This is a genomic window from Cupriavidus sp. OV096 (genome assembly GCF_900115455.1).
In the GTDB taxonomy this organism is placed as follows: Bacteria; Pseudomonadota; Gammaproteobacteria; order Burkholderiales; family Burkholderiaceae; genus Cupriavidus.
Map to the genome: position 1 here is coordinate 53,639 of NZ_FOWM01000001.1, position 20,904 is coordinate 74,542.

Annotated in this window: 19 protein-coding genes; 3 read left to right on the forward strand and 16 right to left on the reverse strand. The window is 67.3% G+C overall.

Translation table 11 applies throughout. The annotated features are described in order from the left end of the window. Window positions 1–29 precede the first annotated feature (29 nt). The 16 genes from aceA to BM115_RS00265 all read right to left on the reverse strand — a co-directional run bounded on the left by aceA (window position 30) and on the right by BM115_RS00265 (window position 16,444). Window positions 30–1,325, reverse strand: coding sequence for an isocitrate lyase (aceA, locus tag BM115_RS00190; protein ID WP_092289378.1), 1,296 nt, complete (start codon window positions 1,323–1,325; stop codon window positions 30–32). 299 nt (window positions 1,326–1,624) lie between these two features. Further along, entirely contained in the window at window positions 1,625–2,620 is a 996-nt protein-coding gene (locus BM115_RS00195; RefSeq protein ID WP_092289379.1) for an alpha/beta fold hydrolase, read from the reverse strand. Window positions 2,621–2,740: 120 nt separating this feature from the next. After that, on the reverse strand, window positions 2,741–3,157 hold the full coding sequence (locus BM115_RS00200) for a gamma-glutamylcyclotransferase family protein (RefSeq protein ID WP_092289381.1): 417 nt from the start codon (window positions 3,155–3,157) through the stop codon (window positions 2,741–2,743). An 81-nt stretch (window positions 3,158–3,238) separates the two neighbouring features. Next, window positions 3,239–4,054 carry a LytR/AlgR family response regulator transcription factor gene (locus BM115_RS00205; protein ID WP_092289383.1) on the reverse strand — a complete coding sequence of 272 codons (816 nt, stop codon included), beginning with the start codon at window positions 4,052–4,054 and terminating at the stop codon, window positions 3,239–3,241. Window positions 4,055–4,083: 29 nt separating this feature from the next. After that, on the reverse strand, window positions 4,084–5,241 hold the full coding sequence (locus tag BM115_RS00210; protein ID WP_092289385.1) for a sensor histidine kinase: 1,158 nt from the start codon (window positions 5,239–5,241) through the stop codon (window positions 4,084–4,086). A gap of 324 nt (window positions 5,242–5,565) precedes the next feature. After that, window positions 5,566–6,513 (reverse strand): CysB family HTH-type transcriptional regulator, encoded by a 948-nt coding sequence (locus BM115_RS00215; protein WP_092289387.1) that lies wholly within the window; start codon window positions 6,511–6,513, stop codon window positions 5,566–5,568. A 34-nt stretch (window positions 6,514–6,547) separates the two neighbouring features. Beyond that, entirely contained in the window at window positions 6,548–7,630 is a 1,083-nt protein-coding gene (locus tag BM115_RS00220) for a sulfate/molybdate ABC transporter ATP-binding protein (protein WP_092289389.1), read from the reverse strand. Further along, window positions 7,627–8,547 carry a sulfate ABC transporter permease subunit CysW gene (gene cysW, locus BM115_RS00225; RefSeq protein WP_092289390.1) on the reverse strand — a complete coding sequence of 307 codons (921 nt, stop codon included), beginning with the start codon at window positions 8,545–8,547 and terminating at the stop codon, window positions 7,627–7,629. The genes BM115_RS00220 and cysW overlap by 4 nt, the downstream gene beginning before the upstream one ends. A 1-nt stretch (window position 8,548) precedes the next feature. Beyond that, a complete protein-coding gene (gene cysT, locus BM115_RS00230; protein WP_092289392.1) occupies window positions 8,549–9,481 on the reverse strand; it encodes a sulfate ABC transporter permease subunit CysT in 933 nt (310 codons plus the stop codon). 107 nt (window positions 9,482–9,588) lie between these two features. Next, entirely contained in the window at window positions 9,589–10,278 is a 690-nt protein-coding gene (locus tag BM115_RS00235) for an RBBP9/YdeN family alpha/beta hydrolase (RefSeq protein WP_092289394.1), read from the reverse strand. Continuing rightward, entirely contained in the window at window positions 10,275–11,129 is an 855-nt protein-coding gene (locus tag BM115_RS00240) for an EAL domain-containing protein (RefSeq protein WP_092289396.1), read from the reverse strand. Before BM115_RS00240 ends, BM115_RS00235 begins: the two co-directional genes overlap by 4 nt. A gap of 43 nt (window positions 11,130–11,172) precedes the next feature. Then, on the reverse strand, window positions 11,173–12,078 hold the full coding sequence (locus BM115_RS00245) for an ATP-binding cassette domain-containing protein (protein ID WP_092289398.1): 906 nt from the start codon (window positions 12,076–12,078) through the stop codon (window positions 11,173–11,175). A gap of 31 nt (window positions 12,079–12,109) precedes the next feature. Beyond that, window positions 12,110–12,904 carry an aliphatic sulfonate ABC transporter permease SsuC gene (ssuC, locus tag BM115_RS00250; protein ID WP_092289399.1) on the reverse strand — a complete coding sequence of 265 codons (795 nt, stop codon included), beginning with the start codon at window positions 12,902–12,904 and terminating at the stop codon, window positions 12,110–12,112. 19 nt (window positions 12,905–12,923) lie between these two features. Next, on the reverse strand, window positions 12,924–14,087 hold the full coding sequence (gene ssuD, locus BM115_RS00255; RefSeq protein ID WP_092289401.1) for an FMNH2-dependent alkanesulfonate monooxygenase: 1,164 nt from the start codon (window positions 14,085–14,087) through the stop codon (window positions 12,924–12,926). 39 nt (window positions 14,088–14,126) lie between these two features. Further along, window positions 14,127–15,167, reverse strand: a complete 1,041-nt coding sequence (locus BM115_RS00260) for a sulfonate ABC transporter substrate-binding protein (RefSeq protein WP_092289402.1) — start codon at window positions 15,165–15,167, stop codon at window positions 14,127–14,129. 272 nt (window positions 15,168–15,439) lie between these two features. Then, window positions 15,440–16,444, reverse strand: a complete 1,005-nt coding sequence (locus BM115_RS00265; protein ID WP_092289404.1) for a sulfate ABC transporter substrate-binding protein — start codon at window positions 16,442–16,444, stop codon at window positions 15,440–15,442. A gap of 530 nt (window positions 16,445–16,974) precedes the next feature. Here BM115_RS00265 and BM115_RS00270 point away from each other — a divergent pair. The 3 genes from BM115_RS00270 (at window position 16,975) to BM115_RS00280 (ending at window position 20,863) form a co-directional block, all read left to right on the forward strand. Next, window positions 16,975–18,729, forward strand: a complete 1,755-nt coding sequence (locus tag BM115_RS00270; RefSeq protein WP_092289406.1) for a YadA family autotransporter adhesin — start codon at window positions 16,975–16,977, stop codon at window positions 18,727–18,729. Between the two features lie 153 nt (window positions 18,730–18,882). Then, window positions 18,883–19,803 (forward strand): LysR family transcriptional regulator, encoded by a 921-nt coding sequence (locus BM115_RS00275; protein WP_092289408.1) that lies wholly within the window; start codon window positions 18,883–18,885, stop codon window positions 19,801–19,803. Between the two features lie 82 nt (window positions 19,804–19,885). Then, window positions 19,886–20,863 carry a Bug family tripartite tricarboxylate transporter substrate binding protein gene (locus BM115_RS00280; protein WP_092289410.1) on the forward strand — a complete coding sequence of 326 codons (978 nt, stop codon included), beginning with the start codon at window positions 19,886–19,888 and terminating at the stop codon, window positions 20,861–20,863. Window positions 20,864–20,904: the final 41 nt, after the last annotated feature.

The window sequence follows — 20,904 nt, forward strand, 5'->3', positions numbered from 1 at the left end:
TTGTCGCCTTATCGACGACTAGCCAGGTATCAGGCCACCTTCTTGTCGAAGAACTGCTCGTCTTCGGTCGAGCCCTTCAGCGCGGTCGTCGACGACTGGCCGCCTTCGATGGCCTGCGTCACGGCGTCGAAGTAACCGGTGCCCACTTCGCGCTGGTGCTTGACGGCGGTGAAGCCCTTCTCGGCCGCGGCGAACTCGTTCTCCTGCAGTTCCACGAACGCGCTCATCTGGTTGCGGGCGTAGCCGTGGGCCAGGTTGAACATCGAGTAGTTCAGCGAGTGGAAGCCAGCCAGCGTGATGAACTGGAACTTGTAGCCCATCGCGCCCAGTTCCTTCTGGAACTTGGCGATCGTGGCGTCGTCGAGGTTCTTCTTCCAGTTGAACGACGGCGAGCAATTGTAGGCCAGCATCTTGCCCGGGAACTTGGCGTGGACGGCCTCGGCAAACTTTTTGGCGAACTCCAGGTCCGGCTTGCCGGTTTCGCACCACACCAGGTCAGCCACTTCGGCGTAGGCCAGTGCACGGGCGATGGACTGCTCGATGCCCGGCTTGGTGCGATAGAAGCCTTCCACGGTGCGTTCGCCGGTCAGGAACGGCTGGTCGCGCTCGTCCACGTCCGAGGTCAGCAGGTCGGCGGCTTCGGCGTCGGTCCGGGCGATCACCAGCGTCGGGGTGCCCGAGACGTCGGCAGCCAGGCGCGCGGCCGTCAGCTTGGCCACGGCTTCACGCGTCGGCACGAGCACCTTGCCACCCATGTGGCCGCACTTCTTCACCGAGGCGAGCTGGTCTTCGAAGTGAACGCCGGCGGCGCCCGCGTCGATCATCGACTTCATCAGTTCGAACGCATTCAGCACACCACCGAAACCGGCTTCGGCATCGGCCACGATCGGGGCGAAGAAGTCGGTGTCACCCTTGCCTTCGCTCCACTGGATCTGGTCGGCGCGCTGGAACGTGTTGTTGATGCGCTTGACCACCATCGGCACCGAGTTGGCCGGGTACAGCGACTGGTCCGGGTACATCTCGCCGGCCAGGTTGGCGTCGCCGGCCACTTGCCAGCCGGACAGGTAGATGGCCTTCAGGCCGGCCTTCACCTGTTGCATGGCCTGGTTGCCGGTCAGCGCGCCGAGCGTGTTGACGAACGGCTCGGTGTTCAGCAGGTGCCAGAGCTTGTCGGCGCCGCGGCGGGCCAGCGTGTGCTCGATCTGGACCGAGCCGCGCAGGCGCACCACGTCTTCGGCGGTGTAGTGACGTTGAATGCCCTTCCAGCGGGGGTTGGTGTCCCAGTCTTTTTGCAGGGCGTCGATTTGTTGTTGGCGGGAAGTCATGTTCACTCTCCTGATGACAGATGGGTAGTTGGCGAAAATTCGGGTACTTGGCTTCGGATCTTGTGACACCCTGCGTCGCCGTGATTTTGGCGTCTCAGGTCATGTGTCTTATATAAGAGTGTAGGGAAGCTTCCCGCGTCGCAACAGCGCTCATTCATCGTCAGGCAGAGATTTTTAATCCTTAATAATCAGTATGTTGAAAAACAATTTTCACGATGCGGCACGCAATCTTTCATGATGAGAAATGCCCGTTGTGCCGCGCACCCATGTATTTTTGCGCACCAAAACAGCTTTCCACATCATGAAATATTGGCAGCCGAGGACGACACTCGGGCTTTTGCGAGGTCCGGCGACGCCGGTGCGCCTTCCAGATGGTCGACAAATTCGCTGACCATCGTCGCCATGCGCCGGGGCTGGGCCAGCGGCAACCAGTGGTGGGCCTCCACCTGCCGGCGCCAGAGGTCCGCCACCCATTTGCCGAGGTTCTCGGTGAGTGCGGGACGCACGTAGCGGTCCAGCGTCGGCACGATGACCTGCACCGGCGCATGGGCCCGGCGCTCGCGCGGGGCGCGCAGCCGGGCGCGGAAGTTGGCGCGATAGAGCCGCAGGCCATGGATGCCATCGGCGGTCTGCGTGGGATTGGGCGGCGCGAACAGCCCCTCGGTATGGCGCAGCCAGTGTGTCCAGCCGCGCCCGAGCCAGAGGCGCCAGTGCCATTCGGGCAGCTTGGGAATATGGAAGAAGACGATGTACCACGAGGCCAGCGCCTGCCGCAGCGTGGCGCGCCGCTGCGCCCACGTGCGCCGCTCCGATGTGCGCAGCGCGCTGGCGGCATGGTCGAGGCACGGCCCCGAGCACGAGGTGAACGACGCGATGCGCCCGTAGAGGCGCGGGTCGGTCACGAATTCCCAGCCCTGGATCGATCCCCAGTCGTGGCCGACCAGATGCACGCGCCGATCTGGCGCCACGGCGTCGATGACCGCGATGAAATCATCGGCGAGCCGTTCCAGCCGGTAGTCATCCACGCGCGGCGGCACGTCCGAGGCCCCAGCGCCGCGCACGTCGTACGCAATCACATGGAAGCGGTCGGCCAGCGCCTCGGCCACGCCGTGCCAGACGTGGCTGTTGTCCGGGTAGCCGTGCACCAGCACCACCACTGGCTTGGCGGGATCGCCCCACGCCGTTGCCGCCAGCCGTACGGTGCCGGACTGGACGTGGAACTGGCAGGCCGGATAGGGATACGGCTGCGGCCCGTCTCGCTCTATATCTATATGCAGGGGATGGCTGGCAGGCATCGGCGGCAGGCTCCGGGGATGGCGCGATGACAGCCGGTGCTGTCATCGTCGATCCATGCTACGCCGAACGCCGCACCGCCGCGAGCCGCGCGACGGTGTTTGAAACGTGACAAGTCTGGATCAGGCCGCCACGCCGTCGCGGGCCTTGCGGTAGGCCACCCAGTCGCCGCTGTCGATACGGGCGAGCCCGGCCACGGCAGCATCGGCCACCGGATACAGCAGACATTCGATGGGCGCGCCGTTGCAGTCGACGATGCAGGATTCGCGCAGGAACAGCGTGGCCTGACCCGGGTAGACCTCCTCGATCTCGTCGAGCACGGGCAGCAGCGCGTCGGGGATGTCGTAGAGATCGCCGGTCACCGGCCCGGCCGCCGCGTCAGGCACAAGCCCCGGATAGGTGCCGAAGTCATACAGCCGGCCCGCCAGCACGCCCGTGCCGATCAGCGTCGGCGCGGCAATGCCATGGCGCGCAGCCGCGCGGTTCAGGTCGTTGACCTCGCCGGCACGCAGCGTACCGTAGACGAAAACGCGGGGCATCAGGACGTCTCCTCAGGAAAATAGCCACTCGGGAAGCGGCCATGGTAGAGGAAATATGGCGGATTGAGGCGGCCTGCCGCCTTACATCTGCTTGAACAGGTGCGCGTACTGCCGCGCCACCGGCAGCACTTCCTCGCGGTCGCGCAGCCGCAGCGAGAGCCGGCCCAGCGACTGGGTGATCGCGCTGGCCACGCAGTCGATATTGACCACCGTGCCGCGATGGATCTGCCAGAAGCGGTCCGGGTCCAGCTGCTGCGCCAGTTCGCGCAGGCTGGTGCGGATCAGCGCCTCGCCGCTGGTGGAGACCACGTTCACGTACTTGTCGGTGGCTTCGAGGTAGACCACTTCGTCCACGGGGATGATGCGGACCTCCTGCCCCACCAGCGCCTTGATAAAGCGCAAATACTGCCCGGCGGAACGCGTCGGGGTCTGGTTCTCGAGCGACTCCAGCCGGTGCAGCAGTTGCGCGAGCTTGTCTGCATCGACCATCGCGCCCACGTCGTGGGTCTCGTGGCTGCTGTCCCGGGCCTCCATGCGCGCCTTGAGCCGGCAGACGGTGGCCTCCAGCCGCTCGCGCTGCACCGGCTTCAGCACGTAGTCCACGGCGGCGCGCTCGAAGGCTTCCAGCGCGAACTGGTCGTAGGCGGTGACGAAGACCACCAGCGGCGGGTCGTCGAACTCGATCAGTTCGCGCGCCACGTCCATGCCGCTCATGCCGGGCATGCGGATGTCGAGGAAGGCCACGTCGGGCCGATGTTCGCGCGCGGCATCGAGCGCCGCCACGCCGTCATGGACCACGGCGACGATATTCGCCTCGGGCCAGAGCCCGGCCAGTTCGGACGCCAGCACGCGGGCCAGCAGCAGTTCGTCGTCAGCGATCAGCAGGGTCGGACTCATGGGGTCGGACTCGGGGAGGCAGAAAGGAATCAGGAACTGGAAACGGCAGGCGCGGCCATGGCCGGCGCACTGCCTTGCGCGGGAGCGCGCACGGGGGCGAGCGTGGGATCGGTCCGCCGTACCAGCGGCAGCGTCACCCGCACCACCACGCCGCGCGGGGTGTTTTCTTCCATCTGCATGCTGGCTGTGGCGCCGAAGATCCGCGCCAGGCGCTCGCGCACATGGGTCAGACCCATGCCCGAGCCCTTGCTGTGGCCCTGGCAGAAGCCCACGCCGGTATCGGCGATGATGACCTGCACGCTGCCGTCGCCGGCTTCCCGGGCAGACAGCGTGATCTTGCCGCCCCGCATGCAAGGCTCGATGCCGTGCGTCACCGCGTTCTCCACCAGCGGCTGGATCAGCATCGGCGGAATCTCGGCCTCGGCCAGCGCCGGCGGCAGGTCGATCTGGAAGTCGAGCCGCGCGCCAAAGCGCATGCCCTGGATATCGAGATAGCTGCGCAGCAGCTCGAACTCCTGCTTCAGCGTGCACTGCTCCGCCCGCGTGTGTTGCAGCGACATGCGCAGGAAGCCGATCAGCCGCTGCAGCAGTTGCCGCGCCGCGCGCGGATCGGTGGCGATCAGCCCGTCGAGGTTGGCCAGCGAGTTGAACAGGAAATGGGGTTCGATCTGCGCCTGCAGCGCCATCAGCTGGGCGCGCACGAGCTGCTTCTCGGATTCTTCGCGCTGGAGCGCGTCCAGCGCCGCCTGCCGTTCCAGGTAGGCCAGCTTCTCGCGCGACCAGTAGAAATAGATCATGCTCGCCGAGGCCAGCATGCCCACCACCAGGCACATGCGCAGCATGTCGCCGGTCTCGGCCTGCGACTTGACCGGCAGCCCCAGCAGCGCGCGCGTGGCCCAGCTACCGAGCACCACGCCCAGCGGCACGGCCACCACGGCCAGGCACATGAACGGCCAGCGGCGCGGGCGGTCGTTCCACCAGATCAGCACGCGCGGCACGTCGATAAAGACCCAGATCGACAGGCCAATCAGCTGGCTATAGAGGAAGTTGTGCGCGAAGGTGCCACCCGTCTGGAAGCCGTAGTTCAGGCTGACGGCGATCACCGTGTTCATGCAAAGCACGAACAGCAGGTCGCGGCCAAGGATATTCAGCCGCGATGGCAGCGCGGTGGAGAGGCAGCGCTTCATAGGCGGACGTCCGCCAGGATGACGCACCTGTCCCCGGCGACATGGATTTGCCGCATGGTCTTCCCTCCTCGTTGATTCACGGCAATGGCCGCGTGGCATTCTGATGATGCACTGCAGCATGCATCCGCCTGTTATCGCAATTTGCTTAAAAGGCGGTCTGCGTGAGGGCACTTTACGCCGGACGCGGCGAGGAAGGAAGCATCGTGCGACGAAACGGCGGCACACGGCGCGAAGTGTGCGCCGGGCCGACCGGGAGGCAGGATTTTGGGGAGATCTGTTGTTGGCGACCCCGCGAACGGCCGTTTGAAAGCCGTTCGCGCAGGATCAGGCGGCCAGCGCCGGACGGTTGACGCTCTCGGCCAGCGCCGTGGACACAGTGTCGCGCGACAGATGCGGCGCGAACATATTGATGAACGCGTGCGCGTAGCCGCGCAGGTAGGCGCCCCGCCGCACAGCCACGCTGGTCGTGTTCGGCTCGAACAGATGGTCGGCGGAGATCCGCACCAAGCCGGCGTCCTTGCGGGCGTCGTAGGCCATCGAGGCGATGATCCCCACGCCCAGGTCCAGCTCGGCATAGGTCTTGATCACGTCGGCATCCATTGCCGTCAGCACGATTTCCGGCTGGAGACCGGCATCGGCAAACGCCCCGTCGATCTTGCGGCGCCCGGTGAAACCGGCGTCGTAGGTGATGATCGGGAAATTGGCGATGTCCTCCAGCGTCGGCTCGGGCAGCCGCGTCAGCGGATGCTCGGGCGAGACCACCAGCACGTGCTGCCAGCTATAGGCCTCGAACGAGGTCAGCCCGGCCTCGTTGGCCACGGCCTCCGTGGCGATGCCGATGTCGGCCTGCCCGGTCAGCAGCAATTCGACGATATGGGACGGCGACGCCTCCTGCAGCGCCAGCGTCACATGGGGATATTCGCGGCGGAAGCTCTGCACCACCTTCGGCAGCGCATAGCGCGCCTGCGTGTGGGTCGTGGCCACGGTCAGGCGGCCGGTATGGCGGCCCGCGAACTCATCGCCGGCCTGGCGCAGGTTCTCGGCCTCGAGCAATAGCCGTTCGACGATGCGGACGATCTCGCGGCCCGGCTCGGTCAGCCCGGTCAGCCGCTTGCCGTAGCGTTCGAAGATCTCCACGCCGAGTTCTTCCTCGAGTTCGCGGATCTGGCGCGACACGCCCGGTTGTGACGTATAGAGCGCATTGGCCACTTCCGTCAGGTTGAACTGACGGCGCACCGCCTCGCGGATCGATCTCAGTTGCTGGAAGTTCATGGGCGCTCCTGGGTGCTCTGTTTATAGGGGGCGATCAGTTACGGGTGCCGGCCGTGAAGACGCGCAACTGGCGCGGACGCACCGCCAGCAACTCGCCTTCCCGGAAGCCCGCATGGCGGAAGCGTTCGAGCGGCAGCGCCACCTCGATCACGTCCTGGTTGTCCTCGCGTTCCAGTTCGAGCTGGGCCACCGGGCCCAGCGTCAGCGCGCGGCGCAGCGTGACGGCGATGCCATCGGTGCCCGGCGCGTAGCGCTCCACGTCCAGGTCATGCGGGCGGACGTAGGCCACCGCGTCGCCGGCAGTCTCGTGGCCGCTGCCCACCACGGGCAGCACCGAATCGCCCGTGTGCAGCAGCCCGCCGGTATCGCCCACCTCCAGCCGGCCATGGAACAGGTTCACATTGCCGAGAAAGCCGAACACGAACGGCGTGGCCGGATGGTTGTAGACCGCCTCGGGCGTGCCGAACTGCTCCACGCGGCCGTGGTTCATCAGCACCACCTGGTCGGCCACTTCCAGCGCCTCTTCCTGGTCGTGCGTGACGAAGACGCTGGTCACGTGCAGTTCATCGTGCAGGCGGCGCAGCCAGCGGCGCAGTTCCTTGCGCACCTTGGCATCCAGCGCGCCGAACGGCTCGTCGAGCAGCAGCACGCGCGGCTCCACGGCCAGCGCGCGGGCCAGCGCAATCCGCTGGCGCTGCCCGCCCGAGAGTTGCGCCGGGTAGCGGTCGGCCAGCCAGTCGAGCTGCACCAGTTCCAGCAGCGACTTCACCTTCTCGCGGATCTTCGCTTCCGAAGGCCGCTCGGCGCGCGGCTTCACGCGCAGGCCGAAGGCCACGTTCTCGAACACGCTCATGTGCTTGAACAGCGCGTAATGCTGGAAGACGAAGCCGACGTTGCGCTGGCGCACATGCTGCGCCGAGGCATCCTGCCCGCCCAGCACCACCTGGCCCGCATCGGCGCGCTCCAGCCCGGCGATGATGCGCAGCAGCGTGGTCTTGCCGCAGCCCGAGGGCCCCAGCAGCGCGGTCAGCTCGCCTTCGTCGAAATCGAGCGAGACGTTGTCCAGCGCGACGAAATCGCCGAAATGCTTCTGTACGTTCCTGACCTGAATGCTCATGATGGCTGCCCTTGCAGTGTCGGCGCGGGGCGGCTCGCGCCCTCGTCCTGATGTTCCTTGCTGGCGCGGAGTTCCACCAGCGTCTTGATGCCCAGCGTGACCAGCGCCAGCAGCGTCAGCAGCGACGCCACCGCGAACGCGGCCGCGAAGTTGTACTCGTTGTAAAGAATTTCCACGTGCAGCGGCATGGTGTTGGTCAGGCCGCGGATATGGCCCGAGACCACCGACACCGCGCCGAACTCGCCCATCGCCCGCGCATTGCACAGGATCACGCCATACAGCAGCCCCCAGCGGATGTTCGGCAGCGTGATATGGCGGAAGGTCTGCCAGCCGGAGGCGCCCAGCACGATGGCGGCCTCCTCTTCCTCGCTGCCCTGGGCCTGCATCAGCGGAATCAGCTCGCGCGCCACGAACGGGAAGGTGACGAAGATCGTCGCCAGCACGATGCCCGGCACCGCGAACATGATCTTGATATCGTGCGCCTCCAGCCACGGGCCGAACCAGCCCTGCGCGCCGAACATCAGCACGTAGATCAAGCCCGAGATAACCGGCGAGACCGAGAACGGCAGGTCGATCAGCGTGGTCAGCAGCTGCTTGCCCCGGAATTCGAACTTGGCGATGGCCCACGCGGCGGCCACGCCGAACACCACGTTCAGCGGCACGGCGATGACGGCCACCAGCAGCGTGAGCTGGATCGCCGAAACGGCGTCCGGCTCCACGAGCGCGGCGAAGTAGGTATCGACGCCCTTCTTCAGCGCTTCGTAGAACACCGAAGCCAGCGGGATGAACAGGAACAGGCCGAGGAACAGCACCGCCACTGTGATCAGGGTGTAGCGCACCCACGGGGCTTCGCCGGTGGCGTCGTGGCGGTGCGGGGCGCCGGCGTTGGCGCCGAGTCGGGAAATTGCGCCGGCCATGTCAGTTCGCCTCCGGATTGCCGTCAGGCAGCGCAGCAGCGCGGCGGCCCGACTGGGAACGGCGCGTCCACGCCTGCAACAGGTTGATTAACAGCAGCAGCCCGAACGAGATCACCAGCATCACCACCGCCACGGCGGTGGCGCCGGCGTAGTCGTACTGCTCCAGCTTCGAATAAATCATCAGCGGGGCAATCTCGGACACCATCGGCATGTTGCCGGAGATGAACACCACCGAGCCGTACTCGCCCGTGGCCCGGGCGAACGACAGCGCGAAGCCGGTCAGCAGCGCCGGCAGGATGGCCGGCAGGATCACGCGCCAGAAGGTCTGGAGCCGGGAGGCGCCCAGGCTGGCAGCGGCTTCCTCAAGCTCACGCTCCACGTCTTCCAGCACCGGCTGCACCGTGCGCACGACGAACGGCAGGCCGATGAAGGTCAGCGCCACCACCACACCAAGTGGCGTAAACGCCACCTTGATGCCGAGGGGCTCCAGATACTTGCCGATCCAGCCATTGCCCGCGAACAGCGCCGTCAGCGCGATACCGGCCACGGCGGTGGGCAGTGCGAACGGCAGGTCCACCAGCGCGTCGATCAGGCGCTTGCCCGGAAAGCGGTAGCGCACCAGCACCCACGCCACCACCAGTCCGAACACGGTATTGATGATGGCCGCCACCAGCGAGGCGCCAAAGCTCAACTGATAGGACGCCACCACGCGCGGCGCGGTCACCGTGGTCCAGAACGCGTCCCACGTCATCGTGAACGTCTTCAGGAACGTGGCCGACAGCGGGATCAGGACGATCAGCGTCAGATAGAAGATGGTGAAACCCAGGGACAGGCCGAAGCCGGGCAGCACGGTAAACCGTTGCGTGCCGGAGCGGGCCGGCCGACGCGGCGCGTCGGTGGGCGCGGGGGCCGCCAGGGTGATCGATGGGGGCATGTCGTCTCGTCTTATGAAGCCGGCGCATAAGGCGCCGGTGTACGAGACAAATTTTGCAGATACGCCCTTATAAACAGAACGAATCTTTACGAATTTCTTTAATCGTTTTAAATATAAGGGAAGGTCGGACTGACCTCGGCGGAGGCCTCCCAGGTGTCTGACCCGTCACCTGAAGCCGAAATTCGTCCATCTGACTCAATTCTTTGCAGCAAAGTGGCGAGTAAGGCCTGCCCTTCTGGCCACTCGTCCAACCCCGAATCGGCATTGATATGACCGAGATGACCGGCATCGACTAGCTCGCTGCCCCACAGCGTGCCCCAGCAGAAGGCGGTGCGCTGGTGCATCCATGGATCGTTGCGGCTGGCGACGAGAATCGTCGGAAACGGCAGCCGGGAGGTCGGTAGCAGCGAGGCCACGCCGAATTTGTCCGGGTCGGCCGGGGCCACCAGCAGCACGCCCGCCACGCCGGCCGGGTCCAGCACCGCCTGGCGCAGCGTGGCCAGGCACCCGAAACTGTGCGCGACGAGTACCGCCCCGCGCGGCGCCACGCGCTGGGCGCGCGAGATGCCTTCCGAGACCCGTTCCGCCCAGAGCGGCAGGCTGGGGCGCCCCCAATCATGCTGATCGATGCGCTGCCAGTCCGGAAACTTCGCTTCCCAACGGCTCTGCCAGTGGGCCGGCCCGCTGCCGTGGAGCCCGGGCACGGTCAGGATCTGCAAGCCGCGCGGCACCGCCAGGCGCGGCGCGGCCTTGCTATCCGGCAACAACGCAGACAACGAAGCGATCGATGCAGTCATGCGGGCTCCCTTGGCGCGGCAGTCGATGAATGTTCCGTTGCATGCAAGTGACGTGCCGACACCGGCTCCCCGGCCACAGCCACGCCCTGCCCCAGCGCGATGCCCGCGTCCTGCAGCCGCGCCACGGCCACGTCGTCCTGCAGCCGGCGGCCGATCAGCGTCACGCCGGCGGTATCGGCGCTCGCACGGAGGCCGGATAGCTGGCGGTCGGTCCAGGTGCGGCGCATGTCGAGCTTGAGCCAGTCCGGCAGCGCGTGCGCCATCAGCGCACCGGCCTCGGCCGGGTCCGATGCCTGCAGGCTCACCTTGAAGCCGTTGCGCCGGTAGTTGCCCACCACGTGCAGCAGCAGCGGCAGGTCGTCATTGGCGCTAGCCGGCACCTGGATCACGAAACGGTCGATCGGCAGCCCCAAGGACTCCAGCGCGCGCCGGAACGCCGCGCCGTGGTCGTCCGCCACGGCGGCCAGCAGCCGATTGTGAACATTCAAGACAAGCTGATGGGAACCATCGGCCGCGAAGTAGTTGATGGCGTGCACCAGCCGCGACAGGCGGTCCAGCGAGACCAGCGAGGCGTCGTCCGCCGCCATCGCGAACAGCTTCCACGCCGCCAGCCCCACGCCGTCCTCGGCATAGGTGCGGATGGAGCCCTCATGGGCCACCACCTCGCGCGCCGCCAGCGTCACCAGCGGCTCGAACGCGCTGGTCAGCGAGCAGTTGAAGTACTGGCCCTGCACCTGCCCGCGCGCATCGCGCCACAGCTCGCGCCCCGGCACCGGCTCACGCGGCAGGGTGTCGAGATAGGTGGCCAGCGGGCTGGCCGACGAAGACAGGGCTTGCGTCGAAAGGGTCATGGCAGCTCCGCCGGCAACGCCGGTGTGTGGATGGCCTGATGGATCATGATAGAAGCTCCTCCGCCAACGGGGCATGAAGATTCTGCGAGGTTTGTGGGTCGGCGGGCGTGTCCGCGGCCGGCTCTGCCTTCCGCATCACGCGGTCGAGCACCGCCGCCTCCAGTTCCGCAAACGCCGCCGCGCCGCGTTGGCGGGGCCGGGGCAGGTCCACGCGCTGGTCCAGCGCGATGCGGCCGTCCTCGATCAGCACCACGCGGTCGGCCAGCGCAATCGCCTCGGACACATCGTGCGTAACCAGCAGTGCCGTGAAGCCGAGCCGGCGCCACAGCGATTCGATCAGCCCCTGCATCTCGATGCGCGTCAGCGCGTCCAGCGCGCCGAGCGGCTCATCGAGCAACAGCAGGCGCGGATGGTGGACCAGCGCCCGCGCCAGTGCCACGCGCTGCCGCTGGCCGCCGGAGAGCCGCGCGGGCCATTCGCCGGCACGCTCGGCCAGCCCCACCTGGGCCAGCACGTTGGCCGCGTCGTCGCGGCGCGTGCGCGGCAGGCCCAGCGCCACGTTGTCCAGCACGCGCTTCCACGGCAGCAGGCGCGCGTCCTGGAACATCACGCGGATGTCCTCGCGCACCGCCTTGCCTGCCTTGGCTTCGCTGGTGTCGATGGTGACGGCGCCGCCATCGGCCGCCTCCAGCCCCGCCACCAACCGCAGCAGCGTGCTCTTGCCGCAGCCGCTACGTCCGACGATGGCCACGAACTCGCCCGGCTGCGCCTGCAGGTCGATGCCGTGCAGCACCTCCCGGCCGTTGTAGCGCTTGACCACCTGCTCCACGCGCAGGGACACCCCCCCTGAAGGTCGGGTATCGCGCGTCACCGGCCGCGTCGGGGCGCGGGCGGCCAGCCCTGCGTCGAGGTAGGCCAGCGCCGCTTGTTCCACCGGATGGGTATGCATCGTCGACTCCTTGTTCGTTGTCATGCCGCGTTCAGGCGGACTGGTAGCCCGGATGCCAGCGCAGCCAGAAGCGCTCCAGCGCGCGCGACAGCACGTCCGCCAGCTTGCCAAGCAGCGCGTAGAGCAGGATGCCCACCAGCACCACATCGGTCTGCAGGAACTCGCGCGCGTTCATCGTCATATAGCCGATACCTGACTGCGCAGAGATCGTCTCGGCAACGATCAGAATCACCCACATCAGGCCGAGCGAGAACCGCACGCCCACCAGGATGTTCGGCAGCGCGCCGGGCAGGATCACCTCGCGGTACAGCCGCCAGCCGGACAAGCCGTAGCTGCGCGCCATCTCCACCAGCCCCGGGTCCACCGCGCGAATGCCGTGGTAGGTATTCAGGTAGACCGGGAAGAACACACCCAGCGCCACCAGGAACAGCTTGGCGGTCTCGTCGATGCCAAACCAGAGGATCACCAGCGGAATCAGCGCCAGCGTGGGGATGTTGCGCACCATCTGGAGCGTGCTGTCGAGCAGCGTGGCGGCGGTGCGGAAGGTGCCGGTCAGCAGCCCGAGCACGAGGCCCAGCCCGCCACCCACCGCCAGCCCTACCACCGCGCGCCAGGTGCTGACCCAGACATGGCGCCACAGCTCACCGGAGGCGGCCAGCGACCACGCGGCCTCCACCACGGCCAGCGGCGCCGGCAGCACGCGGTTGGACAGCCACCCCAGTTGCGAGGACGCCTGCCACACGCCAATCAGCAGCACCGGCACGATCCACGGGGCGATGGCCTGCGCGTTGAGGGTCGGCACGGAAATGCGTTTCGATTGAGACATCTTGAGACCCTCCCCCGCGCTAGCTCTGCGACGCACGCGGCACGATGCCGGTGGCCATCACTTCGCCGAACGGCCCGGACAGCACCTGTCCCGGCAGCTTCTCCCGCACGGTGCGCGGCAGCAGCGGGAAAACCAGCTCGGCGAAGCGGTACGCTTCTTCGAGGTGCGGGTAGCCGGACAGCACGAAGGTGTCGATGCCCAGCGCCGCGTATTCCTCGATACGCGCCGCCACGGTCTGCGGATCGCCGACCAGCGCCGTGCCGGCACCGCCGCGCACCAGCCCCACGCCGGCCCACAGGTTAGGACTGATCTCAAGCGCCTCGCGGGTGCGCTTGGCCCCGCCCGCGTGGAGCGCGGCCATGCGGCGCTGCCCTTCCGAATCCATCTTGGCGAAGACGGCCTGCGCGCGCGCCACGGTCTCATCGTCGAGCCGGCTGATCAGGTCCTCGGCGGCGGCCCAGGCGGCATCGTCGGTCTCGCGCACGATCACATGCAGGCGGATGCCGAACTTGACCGTGCGGCCATGCTTCGCCGCGCGGGCGCGCACATCGGCCAGCTTCTTCGCCACGTCTGCCGGCGGCTCACCCCAGGTCAGGTAGGTATCGACCTGCTCGCCCGCCAGTTCGTGCGCGGCCTCGGACGACCCGCCGAAGTACACCGGCGGATGCGGGCGCTGCACCGGCGGGTACAGCACCCGGGCGCCCTTCACGGTCAGATGCTTGCCGCTGAAGTCGATCTGCCCGCTGTCATGGCTGGCGGCCAGCACGTCGCGCCAGATGCGGATGAACTCCGCCGAGGCCTCGTAGCGCGCCGCATGGTCGAGGAACACACCATCGCCTTCCAGCTCCGCCACATCACCGCCGGTGACCAGATTCACGAGCAGCCGCCCGCCGGAGAGTCGGTCGAACGTGGCCGCCATGCGCGCGGCCAGCGTCGGCGTCATCAGGCCAGGCCGCACGGCCACCAGGAACTTGAGCTGGCGCGTCACGGCGGACAACGCCGACGCCGCCACCCACGGGTCTTCGCACGAGCGGCCGGTGGGAATCAGCACGCCTTCGTAACCGAGCGTATCGGCGGCGACGGCAATCTGCTTCAGATAGTCGAAGCTGACCTCGCGCGCGCCTTCGGACGTGCCCAGGTAGCGGCTGTCGCCATGGGTGGGGATGAACCAGAACAGTTGCATGTCGGGCCTCGTGATTTATCTAGATAGGGGGACCAGGGATCAGCGTTGTGCCTGCTGGGTCGACGCCTTGCCGGCCGGCGGCGTCCAGGCGGCATCGGCCACCTGGATCGGCTTGGGAATCAGCTTGAGCGTGTGGAAGGCATCGGCAATGCGCTGCTGCTCGGCCAGCACAGCGGGCGTGACCGGCTTCGCGCCATAGGAAAATCGGGAAACGGCGAGGTCTAGCACGGTGGCGTCGAGGCCGGTTTCCTTCACCAGCACCGCGCTGGCGTCCTTCGGATGCTTCTCGGCCCACTGGCCCAGTTGCGCGAGTTCGTCGAGGATGGTGCTCACCACGTCCGGCTTGGCCTGCGCGTAGGGGCGCGAGGCCAGGTAGAACTGGTGATTGCTGACCACGTTCTTGCCATCCGCGCTGCGTCCGTCGATCAGCACGCGCGCGCCCAGCTGCTTCTCGGCGGCGGCCAGGAACGGGTCCCAGATCACCCAGGCGTCCACGGCGCCGCGCTCGAAGGCAGCCCGGGCATCGGCGGGCGGCAGGTAGACCGGCTGGATCTCGCTGTAGGCCACGCCGGCCGCCTCCAACTGCTTCACCAGCAGGTAGTGCACGTTCGAGCCCTTGTTCAGCGCCACGCGCTTGCCGCGCAGGTCCGCCACGGACTTCAGCGCGGAGCCCTTCGGCACCACGATGGCCTCGGCGGTCGGCGCGGGCGGCTCATTGCCGATGTAGGCCAGTTGCGCGCCGGCGGCCTGGGCAAAGATCGGCGGGGCTTCGCCCACGGTGCCGAAATCGACGGCGCCCACGTTGAGCCCCTCCAGCAGCTGCGGGCCAGCCGGGAACTCGGTCCACTTGACCGTAATGCCCTGCGGCGCAAGACGTTTCTCAAGCGTGCCGCGCGCCTTGAGCAGCGTCAGCGTGCCGTACTTCTGGTAGCCGATGCGCAGCAGCTTCGGGTTCACAGTCTGCGACTGGGCCTGTACCGGGGCGGCCAGCAGCCCGTAGGCCAGGCCGGTGGCGAGTACCAGCGCGCCCGTCAGCAGGCGGCGGCGTTTGAAAAGGGAGCGAGCGATGGGCGATGTCATGCGAGTTGTCCTAAATCTGTCTGAAAGTGGAATCGGATAGCAGCCGGCGACAGGCCTCCCTGCCGGCTGTCGAACAGCGGCATCGGGCACGTGGTCTTCCGGGAATGCGGCGCGCGTCAGGCGCGGCGCGGGGGATTCAGGTCAGGCGGGACATCGCCGGCGGGCGATGCGGAACAGGCTGGCGGACATCGGGCGCTCCTTGTTGGGTCTTCCTGATGGGTCTTCCGGATGGGCCGGGGCGGCGCACGCGATGGCGCCACCCCGTGACGGATTTACTTCCGGCCCGGCTGGTAGACCTGGTCGAACGACCCGCCATCGGCGAAGTGCGTCTTCTGGGCCTTCTGCCAGCCGCCAAATACCTCGTCGATCGTGAACAGCTTCACCTTCGGGAAGTTGGCCGCGTACTTGGCCGCCACCTTCTCGGAAATCGGCCGGTAGTAGTTCTTCGCGGCGATTTCCTGGCCCTCGTCGGTGTAGAGGAACTGGAGGTAGGCTTCGGCCGCCTTGCGGGTGCCCTTCTTGTCCACCACCTTGTCCACCACCGCCACGGGCGGCTCGGCCAGGATCGAGACCGACGGGGCGACGATATCGAACTTGTCCGGACCCAGTTCCTTGATGGCCAGGATGGCCTCGTTCTCCCAGGCGATCAGCACGTCGCCCAGGCCGCGTTCCACGAAGGTGGTGGTGGCACCGCGCGCGCCGGAATCGAGCACCGGCACGTTCTTGAGCAGCGCCGAGACGAAATCGCGGGCCTTGGCGTCATTGCCGCCCGGCTGGCGCAGCGCATAGCCCCACGCGGCCAGGTAGTTCCAGCGCGCGCCGCCCGAGGTCTTCGGGTTCGGGGTGATCACCTGCACGCCCGGCTTGATCAGATCGCCCCAGTCCTTGATCTGCTTGGGATTGCCCTTGCGGACCAGGAACACGATGGTCGAGGTGTACGGCGAGGCGTTGTGGGGGAGGCGCTTCTGCCAGTCCGGCTTGATCCAGCCCTTTTCGGCGATGGCGTCGATGTCGTAGCCGAGCGCCAGCGTGACCACGTCGGCGTCCAGCCCGTCGATCACGGAGCGGGCCTGCTTGCCCGAACCGCCGTGCGACTGGCGAATCGTCACGGCATCGCCACCCTGCGCCTTCCAGGCCTTGGCGAAGGCCGCGTTCACATCCACGTACAGCTCGCGCGTGGGGTCATACGATACGTTCAGCAGATTGGTGGCCGAGGCGGTCTGGGCGGCGCCGAGCGCGGAAAGTACGGCGAGGCCGATGGCCAGCTTGCGAATCATCTTGTCTTGCTCCCGTCTAGTGTCGTGAATGGCGTGGAAACCGGCCCGGATGGCTTCCGGGCTTCTGTCAGGGTTAGAGACTACCGACGGGGTCTTCTGAACGGAACGAATGGTTTCGCCGATCCAAGCACGAAATCCGCATAAGAACGGGCAGCAATATGCACATTCCACACCCGTACTGCCGGGGCGGCGCCCAAAAAAGAAAGCCCGCGAAGCCGGAGAAGCATCGCGGGCCAAGTTTCCATTTCCGGAAACGGGTAGACAAGTCATGAAGAGCGCCCCCGCATCTCCATGACGGATGCCATCGTAACGACCGAGCCCTCGAATCACCTTGACTCAGATCAAGCGTCGGCAAAGCCGACGGCGCTGCCCGACTTCGCCCGGTCGTCCGTACCGTCGTTTTCAAAGATTTGGCTATTCAGGACCAAGCCCCCAACCTCCATTATTGGTGACATGCGGGAAGCCTTGGACGCCTAGCAAAAGTCTGAAGACTGCTCAGCCTCATTTGACTACGGTAGGAAGCGAAGATTATGAAAACGTCACGGAAAAGCACCAAGAACATCAAGTCCACCACGGCATTGCTGGCGATCAGCGCGTCCATCCTGAGCGCCGAAGATTCACGGGCCGGCTCGCTGGATGGCGGCAGGGCGACCGGCTCCAATGGCGCAATTGCTATTGGCAACCAGGCCCATGCCTCCGGCACGAGCGCCGTTGCGCTCGGCAATGGCGCCACGGCCTCCCACCACTCCGCCACAGCGATTGGCGTAGACGCCAAGGCTACCGCCCTCATGAGCACAGCCCTGGGCCCCAAAGCCCATGCCGCCGGTGTCTTCTCCACCGCGCTTGGCTTGAACTCCATCGCCAGCGGCATGAACTCCGTCGCGCTCGGTGCCGGGTCCACCGCTACGGATCTCAATACGGTAGCCGTCGGCAGTGCAACTACCCGTCGCACGATCACCCACATGGCGGCTGGCCGAGGGGATACCGACGCCGCCAACGTGGGCCAATTGCGCGGGATTGCGGCGGGTCTGGGCGGTGGCGCCTCGGTCAGCGCCGATGGCACCGTCTCCGCGCCGACCTATACCGTCGGCGGCACCACCGTCAACAGCGTGGGCAACGCCATTACCAGTCTCGATGGCCACATCGCCACGGTCGATGGCCGCGTCAGCACGGTCGATAACCGGGTCACCACCGTCGATGGGCGCGTCAGCACGGTCGATGGCCGGGTCACCACCGTCAATGACCGCGTCACCACGGTCGATAACCGGGTTGCCGCAGTCGATGGCCGCGTCAGCACGCTCGATGACCGGGTCACCGCAGTCGATGGCCGGGTCAGCACCGTCAATGACCGCGTCACCACGGTCGATAACCGGGTTGCCGCAGTCGATGGCCGCGTCACGACGGTCGATAACCGCGTGACCAACGTCGAAGGCTCGGTGGCCCAGGTCACCAACCGGATCAACCGGGGCGCAGTCGGGCTGGTCAGGCAGGACGGCGCGGCGGGCGACGTCAACGTGGCCGCCACCCAAGGCGGCACGGTGATGAACGTGGCCGGCACGGACGGCGCGCGCCTGCTCACCGGCGTGGCCGACGGTGTGATTGGCGCGGGCAGCACGGATGCCATCAACGGCAGCCAGATCCACAGCCTGGCGGAGCGGCTGGCGAAGACCGGAGGCGTTGGCGTGTACTTCCAGGCGGTGGGCCGGTACGGCGGCAGCGCCGAGGCCGCCAGCGTCCGGCCGGATAGCGGCGGCATGGCAGCCGGCAGCGCCGCCGAGGCCAGCGGCGACGGCGCCGTGGCCCTGGGCGCCGACGCCCGGGCCCTCGGCGACAACAGCGTGGCACTGGGCGCCGGCTCGGTTGCGGACCGTGCGGACACCGTCTCGGTGGGCGCCGCCGATGCCGAACGCCAGATCGCGAACGTGGCGGCCGGCACCGAGGACACCGACGCGGTCAACCTCGGCCAGATGCGCAACCACACGGGCCAGAGCAACAGCCAGACGTTGATCCAGGCCAATACCTACGCCAGCCGGCTGGTCGGCGCGGTGCGCCGCGACGCCCACGCCGGCACCGCGTCGGCCATGGCGATGGCAGGCCTGCCGCAGTCGGTCCGGCCGGGCAAAGGCATGGCGTCGATGGGTGCCTCCGGGTACAGCGGGGAATCCGCGATCGCGCTGGGCGTCTCCAAGATGTCGAGCAGCGGGAAGTGGGTCTATAAGGCCATCGTGTCCTCCAACACGCGCGGCAACTATGGCTCGACGGTCTCCGCCGGCTTCCACTGGTAAGCCACGACAGCGGGCGCCACGCCAGCAAAGCCCGTCTCCTCCCGGAGGCGGGCTTTTTTCATGCGCCCCGGCACGGGAAAACCGCAGTGGCCGGCGCCCCCGGATCGGCGGACAATCGATGGCTCCCCATCGCCAGTCCCCACGCCGCCCATCGTGACGTCCCCCCTGCCCTTGCGCAGCCCCCGGCTGCATTTCGATCTCACGACGGTCCAGCTTTTCATCGCCGTGGCCGAACTCGGCGGCATCACGCGCGGCGCGGAGCGCCTGCACCTGGCCCCGGCCGCGGCCTCGCGCCGCGTGCTCGAACTGGAGGCCCAACTGGGCGTGGCCCTGTTCGAACGCCTGCCTCACGGCATGGCGCTGACCGAAGCCGGCCGCGCGCTGCTGGCCCACGCGCGCGGCATCACCCACACCGTGCAGCGCATGCAGGACGACGCCGCCTCCTTTATCGGCGGCGACCTTGGCGTGGTGCGCATTGCCGCGCCGAAGTCCGCCGTGATCCAGTTCCTGCCGTTCGATATCCAGCGCTGCGCCTCGGCCTGCCCCGGCGTGCGCATCGACCTCCAGGAAATGAACAGCCTCGAGGTGCAGCAGTCCCTGCGGCGCGGCACCGTGGACATCGGCATCTACGAAGGCAGCCTGGGTATGATCGATCTGCCGACCGCACCCTACCGCCATGACCGGCTGGTGCTGGTGGTGGCGCGCGACCATGCGCTGGCCGGGCACGCCCAGGTGACCTCGGACGATGTGCTCGACTGCGACCTGATCGTGCTGGGCGAAGGCTCGGCCATCTCGCTCGGACTGGAACGGCTGGCCGAGGAAGCCGGCCGGGTGCTGCGCATGCGCATGCGCGTGGGCGGCTTCGACAGCATCGCCGCGCTGGTGGCGCAGAACCTGGGCTGCGGCGTGATGCCGGAGGCCGTCGCGGCCGAGGTGGCGGGCGGCAGCCGCTTCGTGCGCCTGCCCATCGACGCCCCCTGGGCGGAGCGGCAGTTCGTGCTGTGCCATCGCCCGGCGGACGCGCTGTCCTCGGCGGCGCTGGGCGTGCTCAAGGTGCTTGCGCAAAACGCGTAACCAGAATCCCCCAAATAGCGATAGCCCGCGCCGGGCGCATTGCGGATGATGGCTCCATAACGATTAAGGATGGAGACAGGCAATGCAGCGCAGACAATTCCTACTTGGAGCCGTGGCCGGACTGGCCGTGCCGGGCCTGATGCCCAGCCTGGCGCGGGCGGCCGATGTGGCCGGCCCGGTGCGCATCGTCGTGGGCTTCGCCCCGGGCGGCGGTACCGACGTGCTGGCGCGGGTCATCGGCCAGAAGCTGGGGATGATGTGGAACACCACCGTGCTGGTGGAGAACAAACCCGGCGCCACCGGGGCCATTGCCGCTGCATATGTGGCGAAACAGCCACCTGATGGCACCACGTTGCTGATGGCGCACGTCAACAGCCATGCCATCGCCCCGGCGCTGCTCGACGTCAAGTACGACCCGCGCGCCGACTTCACGCCGATTTCTATGGTCGGCGTCACCCCCAACATGCTGACCTGCCGGCCCGAGCAGAAGGTGCGCACGGTGAAGGATATCGTCGCGCTGTGCCGGCAGAAGCCGGGCCAGATCTCGTTCGGCTCGTCCGGCATCGGTTCGGCCCAGCATCTGGCGCTGGAAATGTTCCGGCTGCAGGCCAAGCTCGATGTGGTGCATGTGCCCTACAAAGGCTCCGGCCCGCTCGTGGCGGACCTGATCGGCGGCCAGATCGACTACGCGTTCGACACCATGACCGCCGCCACGCCCTTCATCCAGCAGGGCAAGGTCATCGCCATCGCCCAGACCCGGCTCAAGCGCGCGGCCAGCCATCCCAATGTGCCGACGCTGGCCGAGTCCGGCTTTCCCGGGCTGGACGCGGCGTCTTGGTACGGCCTGGTCGGGCCGAAGGGGATGTCCCCAGCGCTGGTGCAGCGCATGAACGACGACGTCAACCGCGTGCTGCTCATGCCCGACGTGGCCGAGCGGCTCAAGAGCTTCGGCGCCGAAGATTCCGGCGGCTCGAGCCAGCAGTTCGGCGCCTTTATCGCGTCCGAGTCCACCAAGTGGGCCAAGGTCGTGAAGGACGCCGGCGTGAAAGCCGAAAGCTGATGGCTGCGAGACGGCGCGCCCGCGCGCGCCACCCTCGCCCC

Bases quoted from the DNA above. Each gene is read 5' to 3' on its own strand.
- aceA (WP_092289378.1), bottom strand. From the start codon at position 1,325: ATGACTTCCCGCCAACAACAAATCGACGCCCTGCAAAAAGACTGGGAC.
- BM115_RS00195 (WP_092289379.1), bottom strand. From the start codon at position 2,620: ATGCCTGCCAGCCATCCCCTGCATATAGATATAGAGCGAGACGGGCCG.
- BM115_RS00200 (WP_092289381.1), bottom strand. From the start codon at position 3,157: ATGCCCCGCGTTTTCGTCTACGGTACGCTGCGTGCCGGCGAGGTCAAC.
- BM115_RS00205 (WP_092289383.1), bottom strand. From the start codon at position 4,054: ATGAGTCCGACCCTGCTGATCGCTGACGACGAACTGCTGCTGGCCCGC.
- BM115_RS00210 (WP_092289385.1), bottom strand. From the start codon at position 5,241: ATGAAGCGCTGCCTCTCCACCGCGCTGCCATCGCGGCTGAATATCCTT.
- BM115_RS00215 (WP_092289387.1), bottom strand. From the start codon at position 6,513: ATGAACTTCCAGCAACTGAGATCGATCCGCGAGGCGGTGCGCCGTCAG.
- BM115_RS00220 (WP_092289389.1), bottom strand. From the start codon at position 7,630: ATGAGCATTCAGGTCAGGAACGTACAGAAGCATTTCGGCGATTTCGTC.
- cysW (WP_092289390.1), bottom strand. From the start codon at position 8,547: ATGGCCGGCGCAATTTCCCGACTCGGCGCCAACGCCGGCGCCCCGCAC.
- cysT (WP_092289392.1), bottom strand. From the start codon at position 9,481: ATGCCCCCATCGATCACCCTGGCGGCCCCCGCGCCCACCGACGCGCCG.
- BM115_RS00235 (WP_092289394.1), bottom strand. From the start codon at position 10,278: ATGACTGCATCGATCGCTTCGTTGTCTGCGTTGTTGCCGGATAGCAAG.
- BM115_RS00240 (WP_092289396.1), bottom strand. From the start codon at position 11,129: ATGACCCTTTCGACGCAAGCCCTGTCTTCGTCGGCCAGCCCGCTGGCC.
- BM115_RS00245 (WP_092289398.1), bottom strand. From the start codon at position 12,078: ATGCATACCCATCCGGTGGAACAAGCGGCGCTGGCCTACCTCGACGCA.
- ssuC (WP_092289399.1), bottom strand. From the start codon at position 12,904: ATGTCTCAATCGAAACGCATTTCCGTGCCGACCCTCAACGCGCAGGCC.
- ssuD (WP_092289401.1), bottom strand. From the start codon at position 14,087: ATGCAACTGTTCTGGTTCATCCCCACCCATGGCGACAGCCGCTACCTG.
- BM115_RS00260 (WP_092289402.1), bottom strand. From the start codon at position 15,167: ATGACATCGCCCATCGCTCGCTCCCTTTTCAAACGCCGCCGCCTGCTG.
- BM115_RS00265 (WP_092289404.1), bottom strand. From the start codon at position 16,444: ATGATTCGCAAGCTGGCCATCGGCCTCGCCGTACTTTCCGCGCTCGGC.
- BM115_RS00270 (WP_092289406.1), top strand. From the start codon at position 16,975: ATGAAAACGTCACGGAAAAGCACCAAGAACATCAAGTCCACCACGGCA.
- BM115_RS00280 (WP_092289410.1), top strand. From the start codon at position 19,886: ATGCAGCGCAGACAATTCCTACTTGGAGCCGTGGCCGGACTGGCCGTG.